Origin of the sequence: Glycomyces sp. NPDC021274 (genome assembly GCF_040641195.1) — a bacterium.
Lineage (GTDB): Bacteria > Actinomycetota > Actinomycetes > Mycobacteriales > Micromonosporaceae > Glycomyces.
Window position 1 is genome coordinate 1 of the sequence record NZ_JBFADC010000003.1, and the last position, 20,524, is coordinate 20,524.

The following is a 20,524-nucleotide window of genomic DNA, read 5'->3' on the forward strand; positions in this document are numbered from 1 at the left end:
CGAGAGAAGTTCGGGACACCACCACCGGTTCCAGTGCCCGTCTTAGGCTGCCCCAGCAGGCGACTGCTGGGGGAAGCGCCGCCACACCACGCAGCTCAGCCCGAACCCCAAGACCGGGGTCGGGCCCCTCACCATGCCCAGGGCCGGAAGGGCCTTGAGACGCCCCTCGGGAAGCCCCACCCGCCAGCCGCAGTGCAACCCGGGAAAGTCCAGACCTTCCTTGTCGCCGCCCGCTCGAACCGGGGACCAATCGATCCGGGGGCCGCCATCCGGCCCCGGACCACGCTCACCTCTTCGTCGCTGCCCGCCTGAACCTCAAGGCATCCCCGACCCGGCTGCCGACGAACCACCCTCACCGCGACCAGACCTCGTTGTCGCTGCCTGCATGAACCGCAACCCCGGTCGCGCCAAGACTCCAGAGACCGACCAGGTTATCCCCCGCCTCGTTGTCGCTGCCGGGTTGAACCGCAGCCCATCGAGACCGGGAAGCCAAAGCGCCCGGCCCGGTTCCTCCTACCTCGTTGTCGCCGCCCGCTTGAACCAGGGACCAATCGGGCCAGGGCATTGCTTCGCCTTCTACCGCTCCTACCGCTCCTCCTACCGCAGATCAGTCCACGGGTGCGGCGGGTCGGCGAGGAAGAATCGCATGATCTCCAGGACCCGATTGGCGGGTTGGGCGCTCCAGTGACCGGCCCGTGATTCGGGCGGAGACGGGAAGCGGCCGATCGCCCAATGGAGATGGTGCCAGAGAATTCGGGCGGCCCAGGTCACATCGTCTCCGTCTGTGTAGCCCTCCAGGAAGGCTGGGACCGCGCGGAGCGGAAGTTTGGCGAACTCGGTCGCCGGATCGGCCCAGGCTGCGTCACCCCAGTCCAAGATCGCATTGAGCCGCTTGGTGTTCGGATCGATGAGCAGGTTCTGTGGGTGGGCGTCGCCGTGGATTAGCCGATACGGCTGCGCGGTGGGAAGGCGGGTTGCGAGCCGGTCGAACCAGCCGGCAAGCCAGTCGCCGAGGTCGGCGCTGAGGTATCCGTTGCTGACCAGAGACGCGATGTCAGCCCTCGGATCACCGGCGTGATCCACGGGGACTTCCGGCATCGCGTCGACGCCCTGGTGCAGTACCGCAAGTTCAGCGCCGAGCTCCCGGTACACCGGAAGCCACCGCTCGTCGGTGAGGTCGGCAGGGAGGTCCGGAACGAAGCCCGTGGCGCGCCTGAGGACCATGTACGGAACCTGCAGCAGATCACCATGGTCGAAGTCGACGATCTCGGGGGTGCGGACCCCGGCTCGAACGGCCGCCGGGATCACGCTGGCTTCTTTGCGCAGATCCTCAGCACTCTCGGGGCGCGCGATCCGCAGCACCAGGTCGTCGCCGAGGAAATAGGCGAGGTTCGCAACGCCCTGGAACGGCACAGCGGTGACGGCTGCAGGATCGACCCCATGTCGTCGGGCTATTTCGGCGATCGCTTCAAGGTTCGGCACGGCCTTAGGCTAACGGCGACGTCAAAGCGATATCCCGTACACGAGCACCGGCTTGCCCATTGGGCGGCACAGAAAAAAGGCCGGGTGCGCAGACGCGCGCGCCCGACCTCACAAGTACCTGTTGGGACAAGCGCTAAGCGCGGGCGGCAGCCTGGAGCAGACCCGCGAAGTCGGCCGATTCCAGTGCGAAGACCGGCGAGTCGTGGCCGAGCTTGGAGTCGCGGACCTGGAAGCCCTCGGCGCGCTGGCGGGCCTCGACGCAATTGCTGTTGGCGCCACCGTTGCTACGGGTGCTCTTCCGCCAGGTCACGCGGCACTCGACACAGTTGCTGTCGGCGCCGCCGCCGCTGCGAGTGCTCTTGCGCCAGTTACTGACTTCTGTCATCGAGCCACCTTCCGATACGAGTCCCCGAAGACCACATCTCCCTGACTCGGCCATGGTACAACTCGATTTTGGCGGCATCCTCGATGTGTCGGCTCTGGTCGATGGTCTCAACATAGATAAACGGCGGGGCCGCATCGGGCCGGCCATCCGGCAGGTAGATGTCGAAGGCATGTTCGATCCCGTAGTGGAGCCCCTCGAGAACTCTGACTTCGGAGTTGGGGTGATTGTCTGCCTCGAGCAGTCTGGCGATCTGCTTGTCGCGCCATTCCCAGCCGTCGAGCATCCGCATGGCGCTGCCGCTGATCAGGTAGCGGAGCATCGGGGCGGGTCGGCGCCCGACCAGCGTCAGGAAACGCCGCAACTTGCGCTGGTGATGCTGCATCGGGTTCGGCTCCTTCTCCGGGAGCATCTGGGTGTGGTAGAGCTCGACCTGGAGCGGCCCCGGGATATACCAGGGCTCCCACTTCCAGATTTCCCCCGAAGTGGCCTCGGCGAGTTCGACGATGAAGATGTTGCGGTCGCTGAGCTCCGACACGATGGCGCCGTTGTCCAGCTGCGTGATGACATGTGAGAGGAAGTCCATTCGCTTCTCGCTCGCGCCGCACACCCGCGCATACGAGGCCGCCATGCCCGCCTTGGGTCGCGTCTCGCCCGTCAAGTAGTTGGTGATGGTCCGCGGGCTCACGCCGAGCTTCGTGGCGAGCTGCTGAATCGTCAGCTGCGATTGCCGCTTCAGCGCATTCAATTCAACCGGGACGAACCATTCCGCGATGCGGGCGATCGGCATCAATGCCTCCAGGAGCTGGTGGTGGGCACTCTCGGTAACGAAACGGTACCCCTGGTCACATAGGTCTCGGGAAGTGGGTAAAGACTAGAAAGTTTGGGGCGCAATACTTTCCAACCGACCTTGCTCCTCTGCTTCACCGACCAACCGATCCCCATCAAGGCAAAACGAAGGGGCCCAAGGCGGTTAAGCCTTGGGCCCCTTCGAAGCATGGTCCAGGGTGATGGGTCAGCCTAGACAGGTGCCGAACGTCCGCCTGTGGGCGGCTAGTGGACGCCGACAGTGCGGGTGCGGCGCATCGAGAGGACATACTCGACGAGCTTGATGAGCACCTGCTTGGTGGACTCCCGGTTGCGGGCGTCCGTGTACATCACGGGGACGTCGTGCGAGATCTGCAGGGCGTCGCGGATGTCGTTGAGGTCGTGGAGCTGCTTGCCGTCGAAGCAGTTCACGGCGACCAGGTAGGGCAGCTTGCGGTGCTCGAAGAAGTCGATGACCGAGAAGCAGTCGGCGAGGCGGCGGGTGTCGACCAGGACGATGGCGCCGATAGCGCCGCGCACGAGTTCGTCCCACATGAACCAGAAGCGGGTCTGGCCGGGCGTGCCGAAGAGGTACAGGATGAGGTCCTGGTCGATGGTGATACGGCCGAAGTCCATCGCCACCGTGGTGGTCTGCTTGTCGGGCACCAGGTTGTTGTCGTCGACGCCCTCCGAGGCGGAGGTCATGATCGCCTCGGTCGTCAACGGAGTGATCTCGGAGACCGATCCGACCAAGGTCGTCTTGCCGACGCCGAAGCCGCCGGCGATGACGATCTTGGCAGAGGTCACACGAGAGGTGTCTGCGGATGAGTTCATGTGGGTCTATAGCCTCCTGAGTCCACTGAGGACACGCTCAAGGAGCTCGGTTCCGACCGATCCGTCGCCGCCGTCCGCGTCGAATCCGGTGGGTTCGTGCACTGCCAGCAATCCATCGGCCGCCATGTCGGCGACCAGTACGCGCGCGACGCCCAGGGGCACCTCCATGCGCGCGGCGATCTCGGCGAGGGACTGGAGGCGCCCGCCGCACAGGTCGACGATCACCTTCTGCTCCCGGCCGCCGAGGAACTGCCCGGACCGGCCGCGCGCGGTGGTCTCCACCAGCGCTTCCAGGGCGATCTCCAATTGGGGCCGCGTGCGGCCGCGAGTGACCGCGTACGGTCTGACGAGTGAGCCGGTCGGCTCATCACCACCGAGGACCATTACTACCTCCAACCGCGGCGCGCGGATCCCACAATCCTTGTGCCGCAGTCATGTCAGTTATCCGTGTACCGCGTGCCAGGGGAGGCACCGGCCCGTCGCCTGGGGATGCGACGGAGGGGTTCGATTGTTCAGTTCGTCCCACTCGTGCTGGCGCACATGTACGGCTCCGCAAGCGGCCGCCGTGGCTTCCGCTCGAGAGGAGCCTACCGTGCCGCACGTGCATTCGCCAATCGTGCCGGTACTGGCAGGCACGTCAACTGCGGGCCGACGGGGTCAGTGCCTGGCCGACCCGGTCCACCAGGAGCGCCATCTCGTAGCCGACCTGGCCGACGTCGCAGTTCTTCGAGGCCAGGACCGCGAACGAGGAGCCGTCGCTGATGGACATGAGGAACAGGAAGCCGCGGTCCATCTCGACCACCGTCTGGAGGACGGCGCCGCCTTCGAAGCAGCGGGAGGCGCCCTGGGTGAGGCTCACCAGACCCGAGGTCACGGCCGACAGCTGGTCGGCCCGGTCCCGCGGCAGGTCCCGCGAGGAGGCCAGCAGCAGACCGTCGGCGCTGACCGCGACGGCGTGGGCCACGCCCGGCACGCGTTCGGCGAAGCCGGCCAGCAGCCAGCCCAGGTCCTGGACCGAGGTTCCACCAGTGCTCATCGTTTGCGCTCCTTAGTAGCGTCTTCCGTGTTGCGGTTCAGCGACTCAGTTACCGTCATTGCCACGTCCTCGCTGCACCCCACGGTGATAGGCCGACAGCAGGCCCCGAATGCCCTCCGGGTTGCGCTTCTGCGCGCTGACGGTCTCCTGTGATTCCTCCACGGCACCGGGAACCAGGCGTTCCATGGGGCGGCGCTTGGGAAGTCCCACCGAGGTCGTCTCGGCGGAGACGGTCTCGGCGAAGGCGTTGTCCACCCGCGACCAGCCGTCGTCGGCGGCCGTGCGCCAGGCGTAGGAGCCCGACTCGGCTTCGGGGGAGGTGAGGCGGCGTCGTTCCAGGCCCGGGGGTGACGAGTGCTCGTCGGCGGGCTTGCTCTGCATGGGCGTCGAGCCTTCCGTGGGCTGCGGAGGGGCGGGCGGTGCCGCCTCCCAAGCCGGGGCGGGGGACTCGGCCGCTTCTGACTGGTCAGCGTAGCGCGGCGGGGAAGCCTGCGCCACCTCTGCGGACGGTGCCTCCGTCGTACGGAAGGACGACGTGTCGCCCTCCTGGACGGGCGCCTCGGCGGCGGCGCCGAGCGCCGGCGCGTCGTCCTCGACCTTCTTGGGGGCGGGGGTGACGGCCTTGAACCAGGCCGATTCGACCTCGCGGAAGATCGGGAGCTCGGTCGTGGCGTCCAGAGCGGACACGCGGTCGTTCTTGGCGGCGCGCGGGGCCTCCGTGCCCGAGGGCGCGGCGGCCGCGTCCGGCCACGACGGCGGCACCGGCTCCGGCTCGGGCGTGAACGCCTCGAGCTGGATCTTCGGCAGCGCCACGTGCTCGGAGGAGACGATCTCGCCGGTCACTTCCATGACCTTGCCGCCGGGGCGGCGCTCCTCGGCGAGGCCGCCGGGCCGGAACATGAAGCCCGGCTCCTCTTCGGTCGCCGGCGGGAACGGCTGGGTCGGCCGGCCCTGGTTGCGGTGCAGCGCGTGCTCGCCGGTGAGCGGCTCGGCGGGCTGCGGCGGGACCGGCGGGCGGGACGGCTGCTGCGGCGCGCTGGGCTGCCACATCGGCTGCGGCTGCGGCGGGGGCGGCGACTGCGGGCCGGGCTGGGCGACGGTGTCGAACAGTCCCGCGGGGCTCTCGGGGACCTGCGGGAGCGCCCCGGAGTTCATGCCGAGCGCACCGCGCGGGCCGTCGTCGCGGCCTTGCAGGGAGAACGTGTTGTCGCCGCTGTCGTAGGCGTTGTCGTAGCCGGTGCCGTCGAGCGGGACGCCGCTGCGCAGGCCGCGCTCGGGCAGCTTCGGGTCGGTGAGGACCGCTTCGCCCAGGATGACCTCGGCGACGGTGCCGCGCTGCTCGCCGGGGCGCAGCTCGACGCGGACGTCGTGCCGCTTGGCGAGGCGGGCGACCACGACCAGGCCCATCATGCGCGAGGACGCGAGGTCGATGGCCTCGCCCGACTCGGAGAGCTGGCGGTTGATGTCCTCGATCTGGCCGGGGGGCATGCCGATGCCGATGTCGTTGATGCGCACGCGGATCGCGCCCTGCGGGCTCTCGGCGGTGCGCATCTGCTCGGCCTCGACGAGCACCGGGGACTCCGGCGGGGAGAACGCGGTCGCGTTGTCCATGAGCTCGGCGATGAGGTGCACGAGGTCGTTGACCGCGGCCGGGCGGATCTCCCGCTCGGCCTCGAGGTTCCCGAACTCGATGCGGGTGTACTGCTCGACTTCGGACTGCGCGGCCTGCAGGATGTCGCCCACGGGCGCGGGGTAGCGCTCCTGGCGGGTCGAGTCCGCGCCGGCGAGCACCAGGAGGTTCTCGTCGTTGCGGCGCATGCGGGTCGCGAGGTGGTCGAGCTGGAACAGCTCGGCCAGGCGGTCCGGGTTCTCCTCGCCGCGCTCCAGGTGGTCGAGGTGGCCGATGAGCCGGTCGACGAGGTTCTGGGAGCGGCGGGCGAGGTTGATGAACATCTGGGAGACGTTGGCGCGCAGGGCGGCCTGCTCGGCCGCGATGCGGATCGCCTCGGTGTGGACGATGTTGAACGAGTGCGCCACGTTGCCGATCTCGTCGCGCTGGTCGATGTCGATCACCGCGCCGGTCTCGGCCGCGACCTCGTCGGGCGTGCGGTTGCCGATGGTCTCGGCGTCGCGCATCTGCGCCACCGCCTGCGGGAGGCTGACGTGGGCGACGTCGAGCGCGCCCTCGCGGAGCCGGCGCAGGCCGGTCGCCATGTTGCGGGCGATGAGCAGGGCGATCACGGTCGCGACCACGAAGGCCGCGAGGATGAGCACGGCTTCGAGTAGCAGCTGGAAGATCTGCGCGTCGCGGTCGGAGCTGGCGTCGGCGAGGACCTCGTCCGACTCGCTGTTGATGTAGGCGAGGCCGTTGTCGAGGATCGCGTCGTAGGAGGCGATGACCTCGGCGTTGACTTCCAGGTTCCGGTCGGTGCTGGCGGTGACCGCGTCGTTCTCGAACTCGAGGGCCGCCTGGGCCTCCTGGGTGTTCAGGCCGCCTGTGCTGAAGAAGAACGCGAGCTGCTCTTCCCGGTTGGCGACGGTCTTGAACTGGGCCTCGGCGGTCTCCCGCAGCGAGGCGTAGGAGATGAAGGTCTGCCAGCGGCCGGCGTTGATGAACTTGCGGCCGTTGCCGACGCTGATGGCGATCGCGCGCTCTTCCTCGAGGGTCTCGAGGATGGTGGTGGCGGCGGCGATGGCCTGGAGGTTCCGGGCGATGTCGGGGTCGTTGACGATGCGCGAGGAGATGTCGGTGATGGTCACCAGTTCGGCGACGAGCCGCTGGTAGACGCGGGAGGTGGCGTCGATCGAGGCCTGCTGGGCGTCTTCGTCGGCCCGCTCGCGGATCTGCAGGAGGCTCTCGTACTGCGTCTGGACCGCGCTGATGCGGTTGGTGATGTCCTCGGAGAGGTCGGGGAGCTCGCCGGCCTTCTCGTTGAACTGCTCGAACGCGTCGTCGGTGTCGCCCTGCTGGGTGGCGACGTCCGAGTCGTCGTACAGCGCCGGGTCGATGCCGGCGACGTGGTCGTTGTCGAGGCGCAGGTGGGTGACGAGGAGGGACCGCTCCTTCTGGAGCTCGTACCGGAGGTCGGCGACGTAGGTGTTGAACTCGACGAGGTCCACCATGTCGTTCGACTCGAACACGCGGTCGGAGAGGTCGTAGAGGCGGAGGCCGGCGACGGCCACCAGGACTACGAGCGGCACCAGGAGGATCATTCCCAGCTTGGACCGGATTCGCATGTCGGCGATGCGGGGCAGGCCGAGCGGTCCTCGTCGAGCCGCTGAACCCGCACGGTTCGAGCTGCGCTTGCTCACCTTGTCTAGCCTCCTGGGGTGGTCCTCTGTGTCAGACCGAAGGGCCCGGGCCGGGCGGATCGGTCTCGGGCCGACGTGTCGAGTCGGCTGCCGCCGGCCCGCCGGGGAGGCGGGGGCGGCATGTGAAGCCCAGCAGATTCCATCATGACGAATGCCGGCGGCGAAATCCAGGGGCGTACTGGAGTACTGAAGCGCCCCTCGTATGGCACCGTGTAGCGGGGCGAATCCCAAGATACACTGATCTTTTGGACACATGCCTATGCGGTATTCGGCCGTTCGGTCGAGAAGAAGGCCTGTTCGGACGACAACCAGGGCCCCGCTCGGACGACTCCCGCCCAATGGACCTTACCCGCGAGTCCGATACACGCCGCAGCCGCATGAGCACCGTTCGTGTTGACCGTTTCGCCACCTTAGTCCATTCACCGAACGCGCTCCCCCGAACACGAACGGGGGACAGATCTGACATAGCGCCCCCAGGTCCGCGCGCGACTCGCACAGTCTGTGCGACACACTTCGCCCTCCATTAGGCACGGTTGACCCACGACCTTCCAGGAGGCAACCCCATGGCAGTGCCACTGAACGACGTGCTCGCCTCCACGCTCGAGCACCACCACTTCACCTACGGCTGGCTCAACCCCGTGATGGGCCTCGCCTTCGCCGCGGCCGGTTCCTTCCTCGGCCTGTCGGCCTCCCGCTACGCCCGCGCCGCCACCTCCCCCGGTGGGCGACTCCGCTGGACCCTGTTGGCCGCCTTGGCCATCGGCGGGGTCGGCATCTGGATGATGCACTTCATCGCGATGGTCGGCTTCACCGTCACCGGCGCCGACATCGCCTACGACCCCGAGCTCACCGCCGCCTCGTTCGCACTCGCGGTCGCGGCGGTCGGCATCGGGCTGTTCGTGTCCGGCGGCAAGCGCGCGGGCTGGCCGCGCTTGATCCTCGGCGGGCTGGTGTGCGGCGCGGGCGTGGTCGGGATGCACTACACGGGGATGGCCGCGGTCGCCACGGGCGGCCGCGTCCACTACGACCCGCTGCTGGTCGCGGCCTCGATCGTCGTCGCGGTCGTCGCCTCGACGGTGGCACTGCGCTTCACCGCCGTCGTCGACCGGCGCGGCAGCATGGCCCTGGCCTCCGCCGTCATGAGCGTCGCGGTCGTCGGCATGCACTACACCGGGATGGCCGCGGTCCAGGTCCAGGGCCCGCCGCGCGCGGACGTCGCGGGCATCAGCCCGCTCGTGCTGCTCCTGCCGATCCTCATCCTCGCGATGATCGCCATCGTCGGCATGGTGTTCGGCGTGCTGGCCTCGCCCGCACTGGATGCGATCCCCCCGGGCGACCGAAATGACCGTCCTAGTGCAACTGTCCGTCTTGCGGACGCCGCCGGACAGTAGTCGTATAAGTTTCACATCGCGCTGCACGCCAGCGCGACATTCCGGATACGGGCCGAGCCCGGGGAGGAAGACCACGGATGGAACACGTCAGTCACTTCACGTACGGCTGGATCAACCCCATCATGGCCTTCGGATTCGCGTTCGCGGGTTCGATCCTGGCGCTCATGTGCATGACGCAGGCCCGCCGCCAGGACGGCACGGTGAAGTCGTCCCGCAAGCGGGTCCGGTGGATCGCACTGGCGGCCTTCGCCTTGGGCGGCACCGCGATCTGGATGATGCACTTCACCGCCATGATCGGCTTCAAGGTCGTCGACTCCGACATCGGCTACGACCCGCTGCAGACCTTCCTCAGCCTCGTCGCCTCCATCGCCGCCGTGTTCTTCGGCCTGCTGGTGGCCGGCACGGGCCGGCGCAACACGGTCGCGAAGATCCTCATGGCCGGGCCGATCACCGGCATCGGCGTCGTCATCATGCACTACTCGGGCATGGCGGCGATCAACGTCTCGGGCCACATCACGCACGAGCGCAACTACTTCATCGCCTCGGTCGTGATCGCGGTCGTGGCCGCCACGGCGGCCCTGTTCTGCGGCATGTACCTCGACGGCTGGCGCTGGCAGTCGGGCGCGGCGGTCATCATGGCGATCGCGATCTGCTCCATGCACTTCACCGGCATGGCCGGGGTGCGGGTGACCCTCACTGACGGCGGCCGCGACTCGGTGGCGGGCATCGACCCGATCATGCTCATCCTGCCGATCCTCGGGGTCGCGACCATCGGCATCATCGTGCTGCTGTTCGCGCTCATGGGGACGCAGCCGAAGATGGTCACCAAGCGCGACCAGCTCGGCATCGAGCTCGCCGACGAGGAGGCGCCTCCGTCGTCGACGGGCGCGATCCCGGTGGACAAGCTCCGCGGCCCGCAGCCGCGGCCGAACCGGCAGGGGCCGGCCCGGACCGGGCGGGTGCGCAACAAGAGCGAGCGCCAGGGCCACGCGGTCCCCGACCAGCGGACCGCGCCGATCCAGGCGCCGGTGGGCAGCCATGACGGGCCGCTCATCGTGCCCGACCGCCCCGGTCTGCACGGGCAGCGCTCGTTCCAGCAGGCGGATCTGGAGCGGACGGCCGAGCACTTCGACATCACGCCGCGGCAGACGCCGCGGCGCTAAGACCCTCGCACCCGCAAGCAGCGGGAACGGGCGACCTCCGCAAGGAGGTCGCCCGTTCCCGTTCTATGCCTTATATATAGGGCCCGTCACGCACCGCAGTCCTGGCGCGGTCGCGGGCGAGTCTGCAAGCGGCGCACGGCTTCGCCGTGTCTAGGACTGCTTGGCGACTTCGACGGCGCTGCGTGCCTCTTCGAGCTTGGTGCGGAGCGCGGCGGCCATGGCGCTGCCCTCCTCGAGCTGCTCCTTGCCGACGTTCAGCGCGTTGGAGGCGGCCTCGATGCCGAGGGCCTGGACCTGGCCCAGCAGCTCCTCGGTCTGGGCCTTGGTGGCCTCGACCTGCCCTTGAAGCTCGTTCACCGCCTCGATGTTCGCGTTGATCAGGTTGAGCGCCTCGTCGATGCTCGCCATGGGGCACCGCCTTCCTGTCCAGGTTTTCGGGGACGCACCAAGCGCCGCAACCGGATCGGCCGCGTCGCCGCCGTCCCGGCCGGGCAGTGCCCGGTGGGCTCCAGCCTAATCCAGCTCCCCCGCGCCGCGCATCCCTCGGCGGCGGCTCGGCCGGGTTTCGCCGGGGGCCGCCGCGGGCATTCGACGTGACCTGAAAGACGAGAGGGAAAGGGACGCGATGCTGCCATTGTGGTACCGGAACGCCGTCATCTACGCGGTCGATCCGGCGATGTTCCGCGACTCCGACGGCGACGGGTGGGGCGATCTGCGGGGCCTGACGAACCGGCTCGAGCACCTGCGCGGTCTCGGCGCGACCTGCGTGTGGCTGCTGCCGTTCTACCCCTCGCCGTTCAAGGACGGCGGGTACGACATCACCGACCACCTGTCGGTCGACCCGCGGCTGGGGACGATCCCCGATGTCGTGGCGCTCCTGGAGCAGGCCGAGGAGGCGGGCATCCGCGTCCTGTTCGACCTCGTCGTGCAGCACACCTCCGACAAGCACCCGTGGTTCCAGGCGGCCCGCAGCAACCCCGAATCCCCGTACCGCGACTACTACCTGTGGTCCGACGAGCCGGTGGAGGACGGGCTCGAACCGGTCTTCCCCACCGTGGAGGACGGCGTCTGGACCTGGGACGAGGAGGCCGGGCAGTACTACCGGCACATGTTCTACGCCCACGAGCCCGACCTGAACCTGGCGAATCCGCAGGTGCGGGCGGAGATCCGGCGGATCATGGCGTTCTGGCTGCGCCTGGGCGTCTCCGGGTTCCGGGTGGACGCGGTGCCGTACATGGTCAGCGCCGCGGAGGAGGTCGAGGAGTACAAGAGCGGCACGGACCTGCTGCGGGAGCTGCGCGAGTTCGTGGCGCTGCGCCATCCGGAGGCGGTGCTCATCGGCGAGGTCGACGTCCCGGCCGAGGAGTACGACGACTACTTCCTCGAGGGCGACGGCCTCACGATGCTCCTGAACTTCTGGCTCAACAACCACATGTTCCTCGCCTTGGCGCGCGGCGAGGCCGCCCCGGTGCACGAGGCGCTGGGTCGGCTGCCGGTGCCGCCGCGCCGCAGCCAGTTCGCGAACTGGCTGCGCAACCATGACGAACTCGACCTGGAACGGCTCAGCGCGGCCGAGCGCGAGGAGGTCATGGCGGTGTTCGCGCCCGACGAGGACATGCGGGCGTACGGCCGCGGGATCCGCCGCCGCGTCGCCCCGATGCTCGGCGGCGACCACCGCCGCATCGCGGCGGCCCATGCGCTGCTGCTCTCGCTGCCGGGCACGCCGGTGCTCCAGTACGGGGACGAGTTCGGCATGGGCGACGACCTGGGGCGGCGCGAGCGCTTGAGCGTGCGCATCCCCATGCAGTGGACCGCCGACGAGCACGGCGGGTTCTCTTCGGCCCCCGCGGAGCACCTCGTCGCGAAGCCCGTCGCGGACGGTCCGTTCGGGTACCGGGAGATCAACGTCTACGACCAGCAGCGGCGGCCCGGGAGCCTGTTGGCGAAGATCGGCGACATGGTCAGAACCCGACTCGGGTTGACCGAGATCGGTTTCGGCACGCACCGGGTGCTGGACACCGGCAGCCCGTCCGTGGTCTCCCTGATCCACGAGGACGAGCGCGACGGGAGGGTCGTCACCCTGGTGAACCTTTCCGGCGACGACGTCGAGGTGCGCCTTCGCGACGAGGAACTGGACGACCTCGTCGACGTGCTCACCGACCGCGAGTACCCGCCGGAGGAGGACGACGGGCCGGTGCTGCGGCTCGCCGGGCACGGGTACCGGTGGCTGCGGCCGCGCAGTCACGTCTTCAAGTGAACCGGGAGCTCATGGTGGAAATCGGATATCACGCGTCGCACGAGCAGTTCCCGCCCTCGCGCCTGGCGGCGGCCGCGGTCGCCGCCGAGACCGCCGGTTTCGACGCGGTGCTCTCCTCCGACCACTTCGCGCCCTGGAGCGCCGACCAGGACGAGTCCGGGTACGCCTGGACCTGGCTCGGGGCCGCGATGGCCCGGACGCGGCTGCCGTTCGGGGTGGTCACCGCGCCCGGCGACCGGTACCACCCGGCGATCACCGCGCAGGCGATCGCCACGGTGGAGGAGCTGTTCCCGGGCCGGTTCACGCCTGCGCTCGGCAGCGGGCAGGCCCTGAACGAGCACGTCACCGGCACGGTCTGGCCGCGCAAACCGGCGCGCAACGCCCGCTTGGCGGCGTGCGCCGACGTCATCCGGCGGCTCCTCGACGGTGAGACCGTCGACCGCGACGAGCCGGTCACCGTGCGGGCCGCCCGGCTGTACACCCGGCCGGCGACCCCGCCGCCGCTGTTCGCCGCCGCGCTCTCGCCCGAAACGGCGCGCGAGGTCGCCGCTTGGGCGGACGGGCTCATCACGGTAAACGCCCCTGAGGACCGGTTGCGGGCGATCATCGACGCCTTCCGGGAGGGCGGCGGCGAGCACAAGCCGCTGCACCTGCAGGTCCACTTGTCGTGGGACGCCGATGAGGAGGCGGCCCGCGAGCAGGCGCTGCGGCAGTGGCGGTTCGTGGCGCTGCCGCCGGGGCTCAACCAGGAACTGGAGCTGCCGGAGCAGTTCGACGCCGCGTGCGCCCATGTCCCCGTGGAAGCCCTCGAACCCGGCGTCCACATCGGCGCGGACCTCGACCGGCATGCCGCCGTCTTGGCCGCCTACGCCGCACTCGGGTTCTCCCGGCTCTACCTCCACCAGGTCGGCCCCGACCAGGAGCGGTTCATCGACGCCTTCGGCGAACGGGTCCTCCCCCAGCTCCGCGCCGGCTGAGCCGCGGGAGGCGCGGGGCTCGCGGCGACGTCGGTGCCTCTCAGCGGGACAGCGCCCCTCCGCGCGGCAGCGCCGCTCGGCGGGACCGTGCTGCTCAGCGCGCGACGGTGTCCACTAGGGACATCAAGGCGGTGACGAGGAGGACGCCTCCCGCGAGCGGGCCGATGACCGCACTGGTCTTGAGCGCCTTGGCCTTGGCCAGCGGCACCGCGCCGATCGCGGCGACGGTGATCAGCGCCGCCGGGATGTGCACGGCGGGGATCTCCAGGACTACCGCGACCGGGAAGAGGTGCACGCCGACGACGAACGCGATCCACGCCGAAATGTGCTCGGCACGGCCGCGCCACGCGAGGAGCGCCGCGCCGAGCCCGGCGGCGGCGAACTCGATGCCGACGATGATCCCGAAAGCACGGCCGGTGGCGTCGTCGAAGACCGTTCCGTCGGACCAGTGCCGCCACAGCAGGAGGCCGCCGGCGGCGGCCGTCAGGATGCTCAGGATCGAGCCCGCCGCAAGGAACTTGACCCATGGTCGCGGCGGGCCCTCCTGGGCCCAGCCGAACCAGGCCATCGCGAAGAAACCGAAGACGGCCGCCAGACCGGCGGCGTCGCGGACGTGTTCAGGGGTCATGAAAGGTCCGTTCGAGAGGTAAGGACGACGAGGGGTGTCGTACCGACAGGTCAGGGTAGAGACGGGGGCCCATCGATGTCCGATTTGCCCCAGGCGCTCCGTTCACGTTCGGGCCGTTACCGGCCCCGAGCCACTGCCTCAGCCGCCGTTCAGGCCGCGGACGGTGCCTGCATCAGACCCCCGCGTAGGAGTGGAGACCGTCGAAGACCAGGTTCACGGCGGTGAGGTTGAAGAGCATCACGGCGTAGCCGAGGATCGCGATCCACGGCGCGTTCGCCTTCGCGCTCCGGCCCGACACGCGCGCGTGCAGGTACGCGGCGTAGACCACCCACGCGATGAACGCCCACACTTCCTTCGGGTCCCAGGCCCAGTAGCGGCCCCACGCCAGGTGCGCCCACACCGAGCCGGCGATGATGCCGAAGGTAAGGAGCGGGAACGCGAACACGTGGATCTTGAACGTCATGCGCTCCAACGCGGTCGCGTCGGGCAGGCGCTCGGCCACGTTGAGCGGGAACCGGACCGGCTTGCCGTCGGAGACCTGGCGGTCGTAGCGGCGCTTGAGCAGGTGCAGGATCGCGAAGACGCAGCCGATGAGCAGGATGCCCGAGGCGGCGATCGCGGCCGTCACGTGGATGACGATCCAGTACGAGTCCAGGGCCGGGACCAGCGGCCCCGCCTCGGTGTAGACGCGTACGGAGGTGCCGAGCACCATCGTCACCGCGAAGGTGGCGAAGAGGCCGAGGCGGCGCGGCACGCTGCCGCGGGAGACGAGGATCAGCCAGGTGACCATGCCCGCGAGCGCCACGCCCACCGTGTACTCGAACATGTTGCCCCACGGCCACCGTCCAGTGTGGATGACGCGGGTGACGATGCTCGTCGCGAGCGCCGCCGTGCCGAGGAAGGTGAGGATCAGCCCGAGCCGGCCCGCACCGCGCGCGGCGGCGGGGCTGATCGGGGCTTCGCCGGCGTCGTCGTCCCGGGCGTCGGCCCCGGCGGCGCCGACGGCCGCGACCTGCTTGGCGCGCTTGGGGGCGCGCTTGTCGAAGGCGTACTCCACGGCGTAGGCGAACATGGCCCCCGCGTAGATGAGGATGGTGGCGACGAACAGCGCGTTCGCGACTTCGGCCCCGGTCATTGCTGGCTCCCGATCGAGTCGTCGGATGAGGATGCTGGCGGCGGCTCGTGGCCGGGTGCGATGGCAGCGGTGAGCTCGTCGCACTCCTCGTCGAGGCCGTCGTAGTCGTTGCGGTTGAGCCCGGCGGTCTCGACGGTGCCGTCGGGGTTCCACCGGATCCAGAAGCGCCTGCGGCGCACCGCGAGCGCGGGCAGCAGGCCGCCGAGGAGCAGAATCGCGCCCGCGAGGACGACGGGGCCGCCCGGGTCGTGGCGCACCTGCAGGACGGCGTACTGCTCGACGCCGTCGAAGGTGAGGGTGGAGCCGTCGGGCAGCGTCATCGCATCGCCGACGCCGATGACCTCGATCTCGTCGTTGACCTGCTCGAGGTTCCCCGAGGCGATCTGGGCCTCGTTGATCGCGTACACCGATTCGGGCTGCCCGTCGGCGAGGCCGAGGTCGCCGGTGTACGCGGTGAGGGCGAGCACCGGGTTGCCGAGCTCGGGATCGGTGCCCAGGAGCATCGCGGTCGAGTCGTCGAAGGTGGGCACGAGGATCGCGTCGAAGCCGACCTCGGCGTCCTCGTCGACGGTGCCCGTCTCGGGGTCGACGTTCACGTCGGGGAACTTGAACGCGCCCTCGGAGTTCATCGCGGCGTCCATGGCCAGGAACTCCTGGTGGAGGGTCTGGGTCTGGCCGTAGCGGTCGGTGTAGGTGACGACGGGCGTGTAGCCGTGGCCGATGAGGAAGACGTTGGTGCCGTCGATGTTCAACGGGTGGTTGACCTCGAGGGCGTACTCGCCCTCCTCCCCGCCCGTCTCGTAGGAGAGGGCGGCGTCGTAGGCGGTGGGGCCGCCGTTGGTGAACTCGGCGTCGAAGTCGTCGAGGGTCAGGCAGAACTGCGGGAGGCTCGTCTCGTCGACCCACGCGCCCAGGCCGTACTCGTCGTACTGCTGCAGGTTGTTGCAGTAGGCCTTGTCCTCGGAGAGGATGCGGTTGCCGTACCAGCTCATGAGGCTGCCGAGGGCGACGCCGACGAGCATGAAGATGACGCTGCTGTGGAACAGGAGGTTCCCGGTCTCGCGCAGCTGGCCCTTCTCGGCGCTGATCGTGACGGTGCCGTCGTCGGCTTCGCGCACGGTGGTGCGCCAGCGGCGCTGCTTGAGCACGGCGCGGGCGAGCGACTGGTTGGCGTCGACCGCGAGCGTGCGGTGGTACGGGAGGATCGACATGCGCCGGGGTGCGTCGGGGACCTTGGCGCGCAGGGCCTTCCAGTGGACGGCCAGGCGCGGCAGGATGCAGCCGACAAGGCTGATCATGAGCAGCAGGTAGATCGCGGAGAACCACGGCGAGGTGTAGACGTCGAAGGCCCACACCCGGTCGAGCCAGGGCGCGAGGTCGGGATGCTGGTCGTAGTAGGCGGCGACGTCGACGGCGCTGATGGAGCGCTGGGGGAAGGTCGAGCCGGGGATCGCGGCGAGCGCGAGCGCGAGGAGCAGCAGCAGCGCGGTGCGCATGGCGGTGAGCTGGTGCCACCAGCGGCGCGCGAAGGAGCGGAAGCGCTTGGCGGTCCTGGGCTTGGAGCGGGGCGGGGGTGTCAAGGTGGCGGTCACAGGACGCTCACCCCGGCTCCCACGGTGGCGCGCAGCCAGTTCGTGAACTCGGTCCAGGCGCCGGTGACGAGGGCGGCGCCGACGAGGCAGAGCATGACGCCGCCGGCGATGGAGATGGCGCGGCCGTGGCGTTTGAGGAAGTCGAGGGCTCCGGCGAGGCGGTGCATGCCGACGGCGAAGAGCACGAAGGGCGCGCCGAGTCCGGCGCAGTAGGCGATCATGAGGCCGATGCCGCGGCCGGTGCCGTCCTGGATCACCGCGAGACTGGTGATGGCGGCGAGCACCGGTGAGGTGCAGGGGATCCAGGAGAGCGCGAAGACCGCGCCGAAGAGCGGGGCGCCGGCGAGGCCGATGGCGGGGCGCCACTTGGGGGCGAAGCCGCCGCGGGTGGGGATGAGGCCGATGAACATGAGCCCCATGGCGATCATGACGACCCCGGCCACGGTCTCCAAAGTGGAGGAGTTGGTGAGGAGGGCGCGTCCGGCGCTCTGGAGCGCGAAGACGACGGTGGTGTAGACGGCGGTGAACCCGGCGACGAACAGGAGCGCGCCGACCAGGACGCGGCCGACGCGGCGGTCCTTTGCGAGCTCCTGGCCGCTCATGCCGGTCACATAGGACACGTACCCGGGCATGAGCGGAAGCGTGCACGGGGAGGCGAAGGAGACGAGTCCGGCGAGCGCGGCCACGCCGAAGGCGAGGAGCAGCGGCCCGGAGGCGGCGGTCTCGGCGGGGTTCATGCGGCCTCCGCTCCCGCGGCGGGGGTCACTCGGACTCCTTGCGCGGCAAGGGGTCAGCAGTGGCGGCGGGGCCGGACTGCGCGGTGCCGCCGAGGCGGCGCTTGACGAGCGTGCCGACCGCGACGGCGGCGAGTGCGGCGGTCCCGGCCATCACGGCGCCTTTGGCGGCCTTGCGGAGGGCGTTCTGCGGGGCTGGCGGCGTGCTCATGACGGCTCCAGGGCTTTGCGGACGTCGGCGATCAGGGTCTCGGCGTCGTCGAGCGCGCCGCGCCAGATGGAGAAGACCCGGTGCTCGGCGTCGATCACGATGGTGGCGGGGATGTCGTTCGGGGAGAGCCCGTAGTCGACGAACTGGTCGGCGATACGGCCCGGCTCGTCGTTGATCGACGGGTACGGGACGGCCCAGCGGCGTTCGAAGGCCTTCGCGGGGTCCAGGGTGTCGCGGATGTCCACGCCGAGGAACTGCACGTCCTCGGCCTCGAGCTCGGCGGCGGCCTCGACGAGGTAGGGGGCCTCGGCCACGCAGGGCGGGCACCAGGAGCCCCAGAAGTTGACGACGAGGACCGATCCGGCCCAGTCGTCGGTGTCGATCGGGTTGCCGTCGAGGTCGTCGCCGGTGAGGCGGGGCGCAGCGAAGCGCTCGGAGGGCTCCTCCCAGCGGTAGTTGGAGCCGTCGCCCGAGACGAACCGGTCGCGGTTGATCTCGTTGACGCGGTTCGCGTTCTCGCCGCCTTGCTCGGAGCAGGCGGCGAGGGCCAGCAGCGGCACAGCCGCCAGCATCGTCCTCCGCCGCAGGCCCATCGCTAGGCGCCCTTGGCCTTCCGAGCGGACTCGGACTTGAGGACCAGGTGGGCGGCGGGCTCGGCGTACTCGATGCGGGCGAGCTTGGCGCCTTCGTAGACGAAGCTCGTGATCGAGGCGAGCGCGCATTCGCGCTTGCGGGGGTCGTGCCACAGGCGCTTGCGCTCGGCGAAGCGGCGGGCGGTCCAGATCGGCAGCTGGTGGCTGACGAGGACGGCCTCGGACCCTTCGGCGGCGAGGCGGGCCTGCTCGACGGCGTCCATCATGCGGCGCGCGATGTCGAGGTACGCCTCGCCCCAGGAGGGGCGGAAGGGGTCGCGCACGCGCCACCAGTAGCGCGGGTGGCGCAGGGCGCCGTCGCCGACGCCGACCCGCAGGCCCTCGAAGGAGTTCCCGGCCTCGATGAGGCCGTCGTAGGTGGTGACGTCCATGCGGTACGAGGCGGCCACCGGTTCGGCGGTCTCCTGCGCGCGCTGGAGCGGGGAGGCGCCGACGTGGACGACGTCGCGTCCGGCGAGGCGCTCGGCGGCGGCCACGGCCATCTCGCGTCCCAGCTCGGACAGGCCGAAGCCGGGGATGCGCCCGTAGAGGATGCCGTCGGGGTTGTGGACCTCGCCGTGGCGCAGCAGGTGGACGATGGTCGTGGAGCCGCTCATGAGCGCACCTTAGCCGCGGCTTCGGCCGCTGTGTGCATGGCCTGTTCGATGTGTGACAGGGCTTCCTCGTCCACTGCGGCCGAGGTGAACCAGCATTCGAAGGCGCTCGGCGGCAGGTAGACGCCGTTCTCGAGCATCGCGTGGAAGAACGCGCCGTACGCCTCGGTGTCCTGCGCTTTGGCCTCGCTGAAGTTCCGGACCGGCCCTTCGGCGAAGAAGACGCTGAAGAGGTTCGAGGGGGCCGAGACGTAGTGCGGGACACCGGCTTTGGTGAGCGCTTCGGTCGCCATGCGCTGCAGTTCGGCGGCGGTGGCGTCGAGCGTGCGGTAGACGGCGTCGTCGCAGGCGCGCAGCGTCGCGAGGCCGGCGGCGACCGCGAGCGGGTTCCCCGAGAGGGTCCCGGCCTGGTAGACCGGCCCGGCGGGGCTGACCTGCGACATCAGGTCGGCGCGGCCGCCGAACGCGGCGGCGGGCAGGCCCCCGCCCATGACCTTGCCGTACGTGTAGAGGTCGGCGGGGGCGGCGAGGCCGCCGGGGGCGACGCGGAAGCCGGTCATGACCTCGTCGGAGATGAGGAGCGCGCCGCGGGCGCGGGCCGCGGCGTAGAGCTTCTCGTTGAAGCCGTCGAGCGGTGCGATCGCGCCCATGTTGCCGGGGACGGCCTCGGTGATGATCGCGGCGATCTGGCCGGGGTGCTTGGCGAAGGCCGCTTCGACGGCGTTGATGTCGTTGTAGGGGACGACGATGGTGTCGGCGGCGGCGGAGGCCGGGACGCCCGGTGAGTCGGGGTGGCCGAGGGTGGCGACGCCGGAGCCGGCTTCGGCGAGGAAGTAGTCGGCGTGGCCGTGGTAGCAGCCGGCGAACTTGATGATCTTGTCGCGGCCGGTGGCGGCGCGGGCCAGGCGCACGGCGCTCATGGTGGCCTCGGTGCCGGAGGAGACGAGGCGGACCATCTCGCAGGGGGTGCGTTCGACGATGAGCTCGGCCAGCTCGATCTCGCCGACGGTGGGGGCGCCGTAGGAGGTGCCGCGGGACGCGGCCTCGGTGAGCGCCGCGACGACGCCGGGGTGGGCGTGGCCGAGGATGAGCGGGCCCCAGGAGCCGACGAGGTCGATGTAGACGTTGCCGTCGACGTCCGTGATGCGGGCGCCGGAGGCCTCGCGGATGAACACGGGGTCGCCGCCCACGCCGCGGAAGGCGCGGACGGGCGAGTTGACGCCGCCGGGGATGACCTGGGCGGCGCGCGCGATGGCGGCGGCGGAGGCGGTGTGGGTTCGAGCGGCCTGCGGTTGCCTGTCAGTCACGGGCTCAGCATCGCACACGCGGCGCGGGCC

General features: G+C 69.9%; 20 protein-coding genes. 4 read left to right on the forward strand and 16 right to left on the reverse strand.

Features of this window, described 5'->3' with window-relative positions; all coding sequences use genetic code 11:
• Window positions 1-597: 597 nt before the first annotated feature.
• The 7 genes from AB0I03_RS07645 to AB0I03_RS07675 all read right to left on the reverse strand — a co-directional run bounded on the left by AB0I03_RS07645 (window position 598) and on the right by AB0I03_RS07675 (window position 7,778).
• Window positions 598-1,482 carry an aminoglycoside phosphotransferase family protein gene (locus AB0I03_RS07645; protein ID WP_360408160.1) on the reverse strand — a complete coding sequence of 295 codons (885 nt, stop codon included), beginning with the start codon at window positions 1,480-1,482 and terminating at the stop codon, window positions 598-600.
• A gap of 133 nt (window positions 1,483-1,615) precedes the next feature.
• Window positions 1,616-1,867 (reverse strand): DUF397 domain-containing protein, encoded by a 252-nt coding sequence (locus AB0I03_RS07650; RefSeq protein WP_360408163.1) that lies wholly within the window; start codon window positions 1,865-1,867, stop codon window positions 1,616-1,618.
• Entirely contained in the window at window positions 1,851-2,654 is an 804-nt protein-coding gene (locus tag AB0I03_RS07655; RefSeq protein ID WP_360408166.1) for a Scr1 family TA system antitoxin-like transcriptional regulator, read from the reverse strand. The genes AB0I03_RS07650 and AB0I03_RS07655 overlap by 17 nt, the downstream gene beginning before the upstream one ends.
• Window positions 2,655-2,917: 263 nt before the next feature.
• Window positions 2,918-3,505 (reverse strand): ATP/GTP-binding protein, encoded by a 588-nt coding sequence (locus tag AB0I03_RS07660; RefSeq protein ID WP_270115379.1) that lies wholly within the window; start codon window positions 3,503-3,505, stop codon window positions 2,918-2,920.
• Between the two features lie 6 nt (window positions 3,506-3,511).
• Window positions 3,512-3,889 carry a DUF742 domain-containing protein gene (locus AB0I03_RS07665; RefSeq protein ID WP_091048505.1) on the reverse strand — a complete coding sequence of 126 codons (378 nt, stop codon included), beginning with the start codon at window positions 3,887-3,889 and terminating at the stop codon, window positions 3,512-3,514.
• A 253-nt stretch (window positions 3,890-4,142) separates the two neighbouring features.
• Window positions 4,143-4,541: a roadblock/LC7 domain-containing protein gene (locus AB0I03_RS07670; RefSeq protein WP_030161947.1), complete on the reverse strand. Its 399-nt coding sequence runs from the start codon at window positions 4,539-4,541 to the stop codon at window positions 4,143-4,145.
• 45 nt (window positions 4,542-4,586) lie between these two features.
• Window positions 4,587-7,778 (reverse strand): nitrate- and nitrite sensing domain-containing protein, encoded by a 3,192-nt coding sequence (locus AB0I03_RS07675; RefSeq protein WP_360408170.1) that lies wholly within the window; start codon window positions 7,776-7,778, stop codon window positions 4,587-4,589.
• Between the two features lie 638 nt (window positions 7,779-8,416).
• Here AB0I03_RS07675 and AB0I03_RS07680 point away from each other — a divergent pair.
• Window positions 8,417-9,244: an MHYT domain-containing protein gene (locus AB0I03_RS07680; protein WP_360408173.1), complete on the forward strand. Its 828-nt coding sequence runs from the start codon at window positions 8,417-8,419 to the stop codon at window positions 9,242-9,244.
• A gap of 77 nt (window positions 9,245-9,321) precedes the next feature.
• The gene (locus tag AB0I03_RS07685; RefSeq protein ID WP_360408176.1) at window positions 9,322-10,407 is read left to right on the forward strand and encodes an MHYT domain-containing protein; all 1,086 of its coding nucleotides are present in this window, start codon (window positions 9,322-9,324) and stop codon (window positions 10,405-10,407) included.
• Window positions 10,408-10,557: 150 nt separating this feature from the next.
• On the opposite strand, the gene AB0I03_RS07690 is transcribed toward AB0I03_RS07685, so the two are convergent.
• The gene (locus tag AB0I03_RS07690; RefSeq protein ID WP_360408179.1) at window positions 10,558-10,815 is read right to left on the reverse strand and encodes a hypothetical protein; all 258 of its coding nucleotides are present in this window, start codon (window positions 10,813-10,815) and stop codon (window positions 10,558-10,560) included.
• A 217-nt stretch (window positions 10,816-11,032) separates the two neighbouring features.
• Between AB0I03_RS07690 and AB0I03_RS07695 the strand changes: the two genes are divergently transcribed.
• Complete coding sequence (locus AB0I03_RS07695) at window positions 11,033-12,664, forward strand: alpha-amylase family protein (RefSeq protein WP_360408182.1); 1,632 nt, start codon at window positions 11,033-11,035, stop codon at window positions 12,662-12,664.
• Between the two features lie 11 nt (window positions 12,665-12,675).
• The gene (locus tag AB0I03_RS07700; protein WP_360409942.1) at window positions 12,676-13,641 is read left to right on the forward strand and encodes a TIGR03885 family FMN-dependent LLM class oxidoreductase; all 966 of its coding nucleotides are present in this window, start codon (window positions 12,676-12,678) and stop codon (window positions 13,639-13,641) included.
• 94 nt (window positions 13,642-13,735) lie between these two features.
• Here AB0I03_RS07700 and AB0I03_RS07705 read toward each other — a convergent pair whose 3' ends face one another.
• From AB0I03_RS07705 to hemL, 8 genes are all read right to left on the reverse strand, one after another.
• Window positions 13,736-14,269: a hypothetical protein gene (locus AB0I03_RS07705; RefSeq protein WP_360408185.1), complete on the reverse strand. Its 534-nt coding sequence runs from the start codon at window positions 14,267-14,269 to the stop codon at window positions 13,736-13,738.
• A gap of 172 nt (window positions 14,270-14,441) precedes the next feature.
• A complete protein-coding gene (ccsB, locus tag AB0I03_RS07710) occupies window positions 14,442-15,404 on the reverse strand; it encodes a c-type cytochrome biogenesis protein CcsB (RefSeq protein ID WP_360408188.1) in 963 nt (320 codons plus the stop codon).
• Window positions 15,401-16,996 carry a cytochrome c biogenesis protein ResB gene (locus tag AB0I03_RS07715; protein WP_360408191.1) on the reverse strand — a complete coding sequence of 532 codons (1,596 nt, stop codon included), beginning with the start codon at window positions 16,994-16,996 and terminating at the stop codon, window positions 15,401-15,403. The genes ccsB and AB0I03_RS07715 overlap by 4 nt, the downstream gene beginning before the upstream one ends.
• The gene (locus AB0I03_RS07720; RefSeq protein WP_360408194.1) at window positions 16,993-17,733 is read right to left on the reverse strand and encodes a cytochrome c biogenesis protein CcdA; all 741 of its coding nucleotides are present in this window, start codon (window positions 17,731-17,733) and stop codon (window positions 16,993-16,995) included. The genes AB0I03_RS07715 and AB0I03_RS07720 overlap by 4 nt, the downstream gene beginning before the upstream one ends.
• Before the next feature lie 25 nt (window positions 17,734-17,758).
• On the reverse strand, window positions 17,759-17,941 hold the full coding sequence (locus AB0I03_RS07725; RefSeq protein ID WP_360408197.1) for a hypothetical protein: 183 nt from the start codon (window positions 17,939-17,941) through the stop codon (window positions 17,759-17,761).
• Window positions 17,938-18,513: a TlpA disulfide reductase family protein gene (locus tag AB0I03_RS07730; RefSeq protein ID WP_360408200.1), complete on the reverse strand. Its 576-nt coding sequence runs from the start codon at window positions 18,511-18,513 to the stop codon at window positions 17,938-17,940. The genes AB0I03_RS07725 and AB0I03_RS07730 overlap by 4 nt, the downstream gene beginning before the upstream one ends.
• 23 nt (window positions 18,514-18,536) lie before the next feature.
• The gene (locus AB0I03_RS07735; RefSeq protein ID WP_360408203.1) at window positions 18,537-19,190 is read right to left on the reverse strand and encodes a histidine phosphatase family protein; all 654 of its coding nucleotides are present in this window, start codon (window positions 19,188-19,190) and stop codon (window positions 18,537-18,539) included.
• On the reverse strand, window positions 19,187-20,494 hold the full coding sequence (gene hemL / locus AB0I03_RS07740) for a glutamate-1-semialdehyde 2,1-aminomutase (protein ID WP_360408206.1): 1,308 nt from the start codon (window positions 20,492-20,494) through the stop codon (window positions 19,187-19,189). The genes AB0I03_RS07735 and hemL overlap by 4 nt, the downstream gene beginning before the upstream one ends.
• Window positions 20,495-20,524: the final 30 nt, after the last annotated feature.

Coding starts and splice junctions, on each gene's coding strand:
- AB0I03_RS07700 (WP_360409942.1), top strand. CDS start 12,676: ATGGTGGAAATCGGATATCACGCGTCGCACGAGCAGTTCCCGCCCTCG.
- AB0I03_RS07665 (WP_091048505.1), bottom strand. CDS start 3,889: ATGGTCCTCGGTGGTGATGAGCCGACCGGCTCACTCGTCAGACCGTAC.
- AB0I03_RS07685 (WP_360408176.1), top strand. CDS start 9,322: ATGGAACACGTCAGTCACTTCACGTACGGCTGGATCAACCCCATCATG.
- AB0I03_RS07725 (WP_360408197.1), bottom strand. CDS start 17,941: ATGAGCACGCCGCCAGCCCCGCAGAACGCCCTCCGCAAGGCCGCCAAA.
- ccsB (WP_360408188.1), bottom strand. CDS start 15,404: ATGACCGGGGCCGAAGTCGCGAACGCGCTGTTCGTCGCCACCATCCTC.
- AB0I03_RS07720 (WP_360408194.1), bottom strand. CDS start 17,733: ATGAACCCCGCCGAGACCGCCGCCTCCGGGCCGCTGCTCCTCGCCTTC.
- AB0I03_RS07660 (WP_270115379.1), bottom strand. CDS start 3,505: ATGAACTCATCCGCAGACACCTCTCGTGTGACCTCTGCCAAGATCGTC.
- AB0I03_RS07670 (WP_030161947.1), bottom strand. CDS start 4,541: ATGAGCACTGGTGGAACCTCGGTCCAGGACCTGGGCTGGCTGCTGGCC.
- AB0I03_RS07650 (WP_360408163.1), bottom strand. CDS start 1,867: ATGACAGAAGTCAGTAACTGGCGCAAGAGCACTCGCAGCGGCGGCGGC.
- AB0I03_RS07655 (WP_360408166.1), bottom strand. CDS start 2,654: ATGCCGATCGCCCGCATCGCGGAATGGTTCGTCCCGGTTGAATTGAAT.
- AB0I03_RS07705 (WP_360408185.1), bottom strand. CDS start 14,269: ATGACCCCTGAACACGTCCGCGACGCCGCCGGTCTGGCGGCCGTCTTC.
- AB0I03_RS07735 (WP_360408203.1), bottom strand. CDS start 19,190: ATGAGCGGCTCCACGACCATCGTCCACCTGCTGCGCCACGGCGAGGTC.
- AB0I03_RS07680 (WP_360408173.1), top strand. CDS start 8,417: ATGGCAGTGCCACTGAACGACGTGCTCGCCTCCACGCTCGAGCACCAC.
- AB0I03_RS07690 (WP_360408179.1), bottom strand. CDS start 10,815: ATGGCGAGCATCGACGAGGCGCTCAACCTGATCAACGCGAACATCGAG.
- AB0I03_RS07675 (WP_360408170.1), bottom strand. CDS start 7,778: ATGCGAATCCGGTCCAAGCTGGGAATGATCCTCCTGGTGCCGCTCGTA.
- AB0I03_RS07730 (WP_360408200.1), bottom strand. CDS start 18,513: ATGCTGGCGGCTGTGCCGCTGCTGGCCCTCGCCGCCTGCTCCGAGCAA.
- AB0I03_RS07695 (WP_360408182.1), top strand. CDS start 11,033: ATGCTGCCATTGTGGTACCGGAACGCCGTCATCTACGCGGTCGATCCG.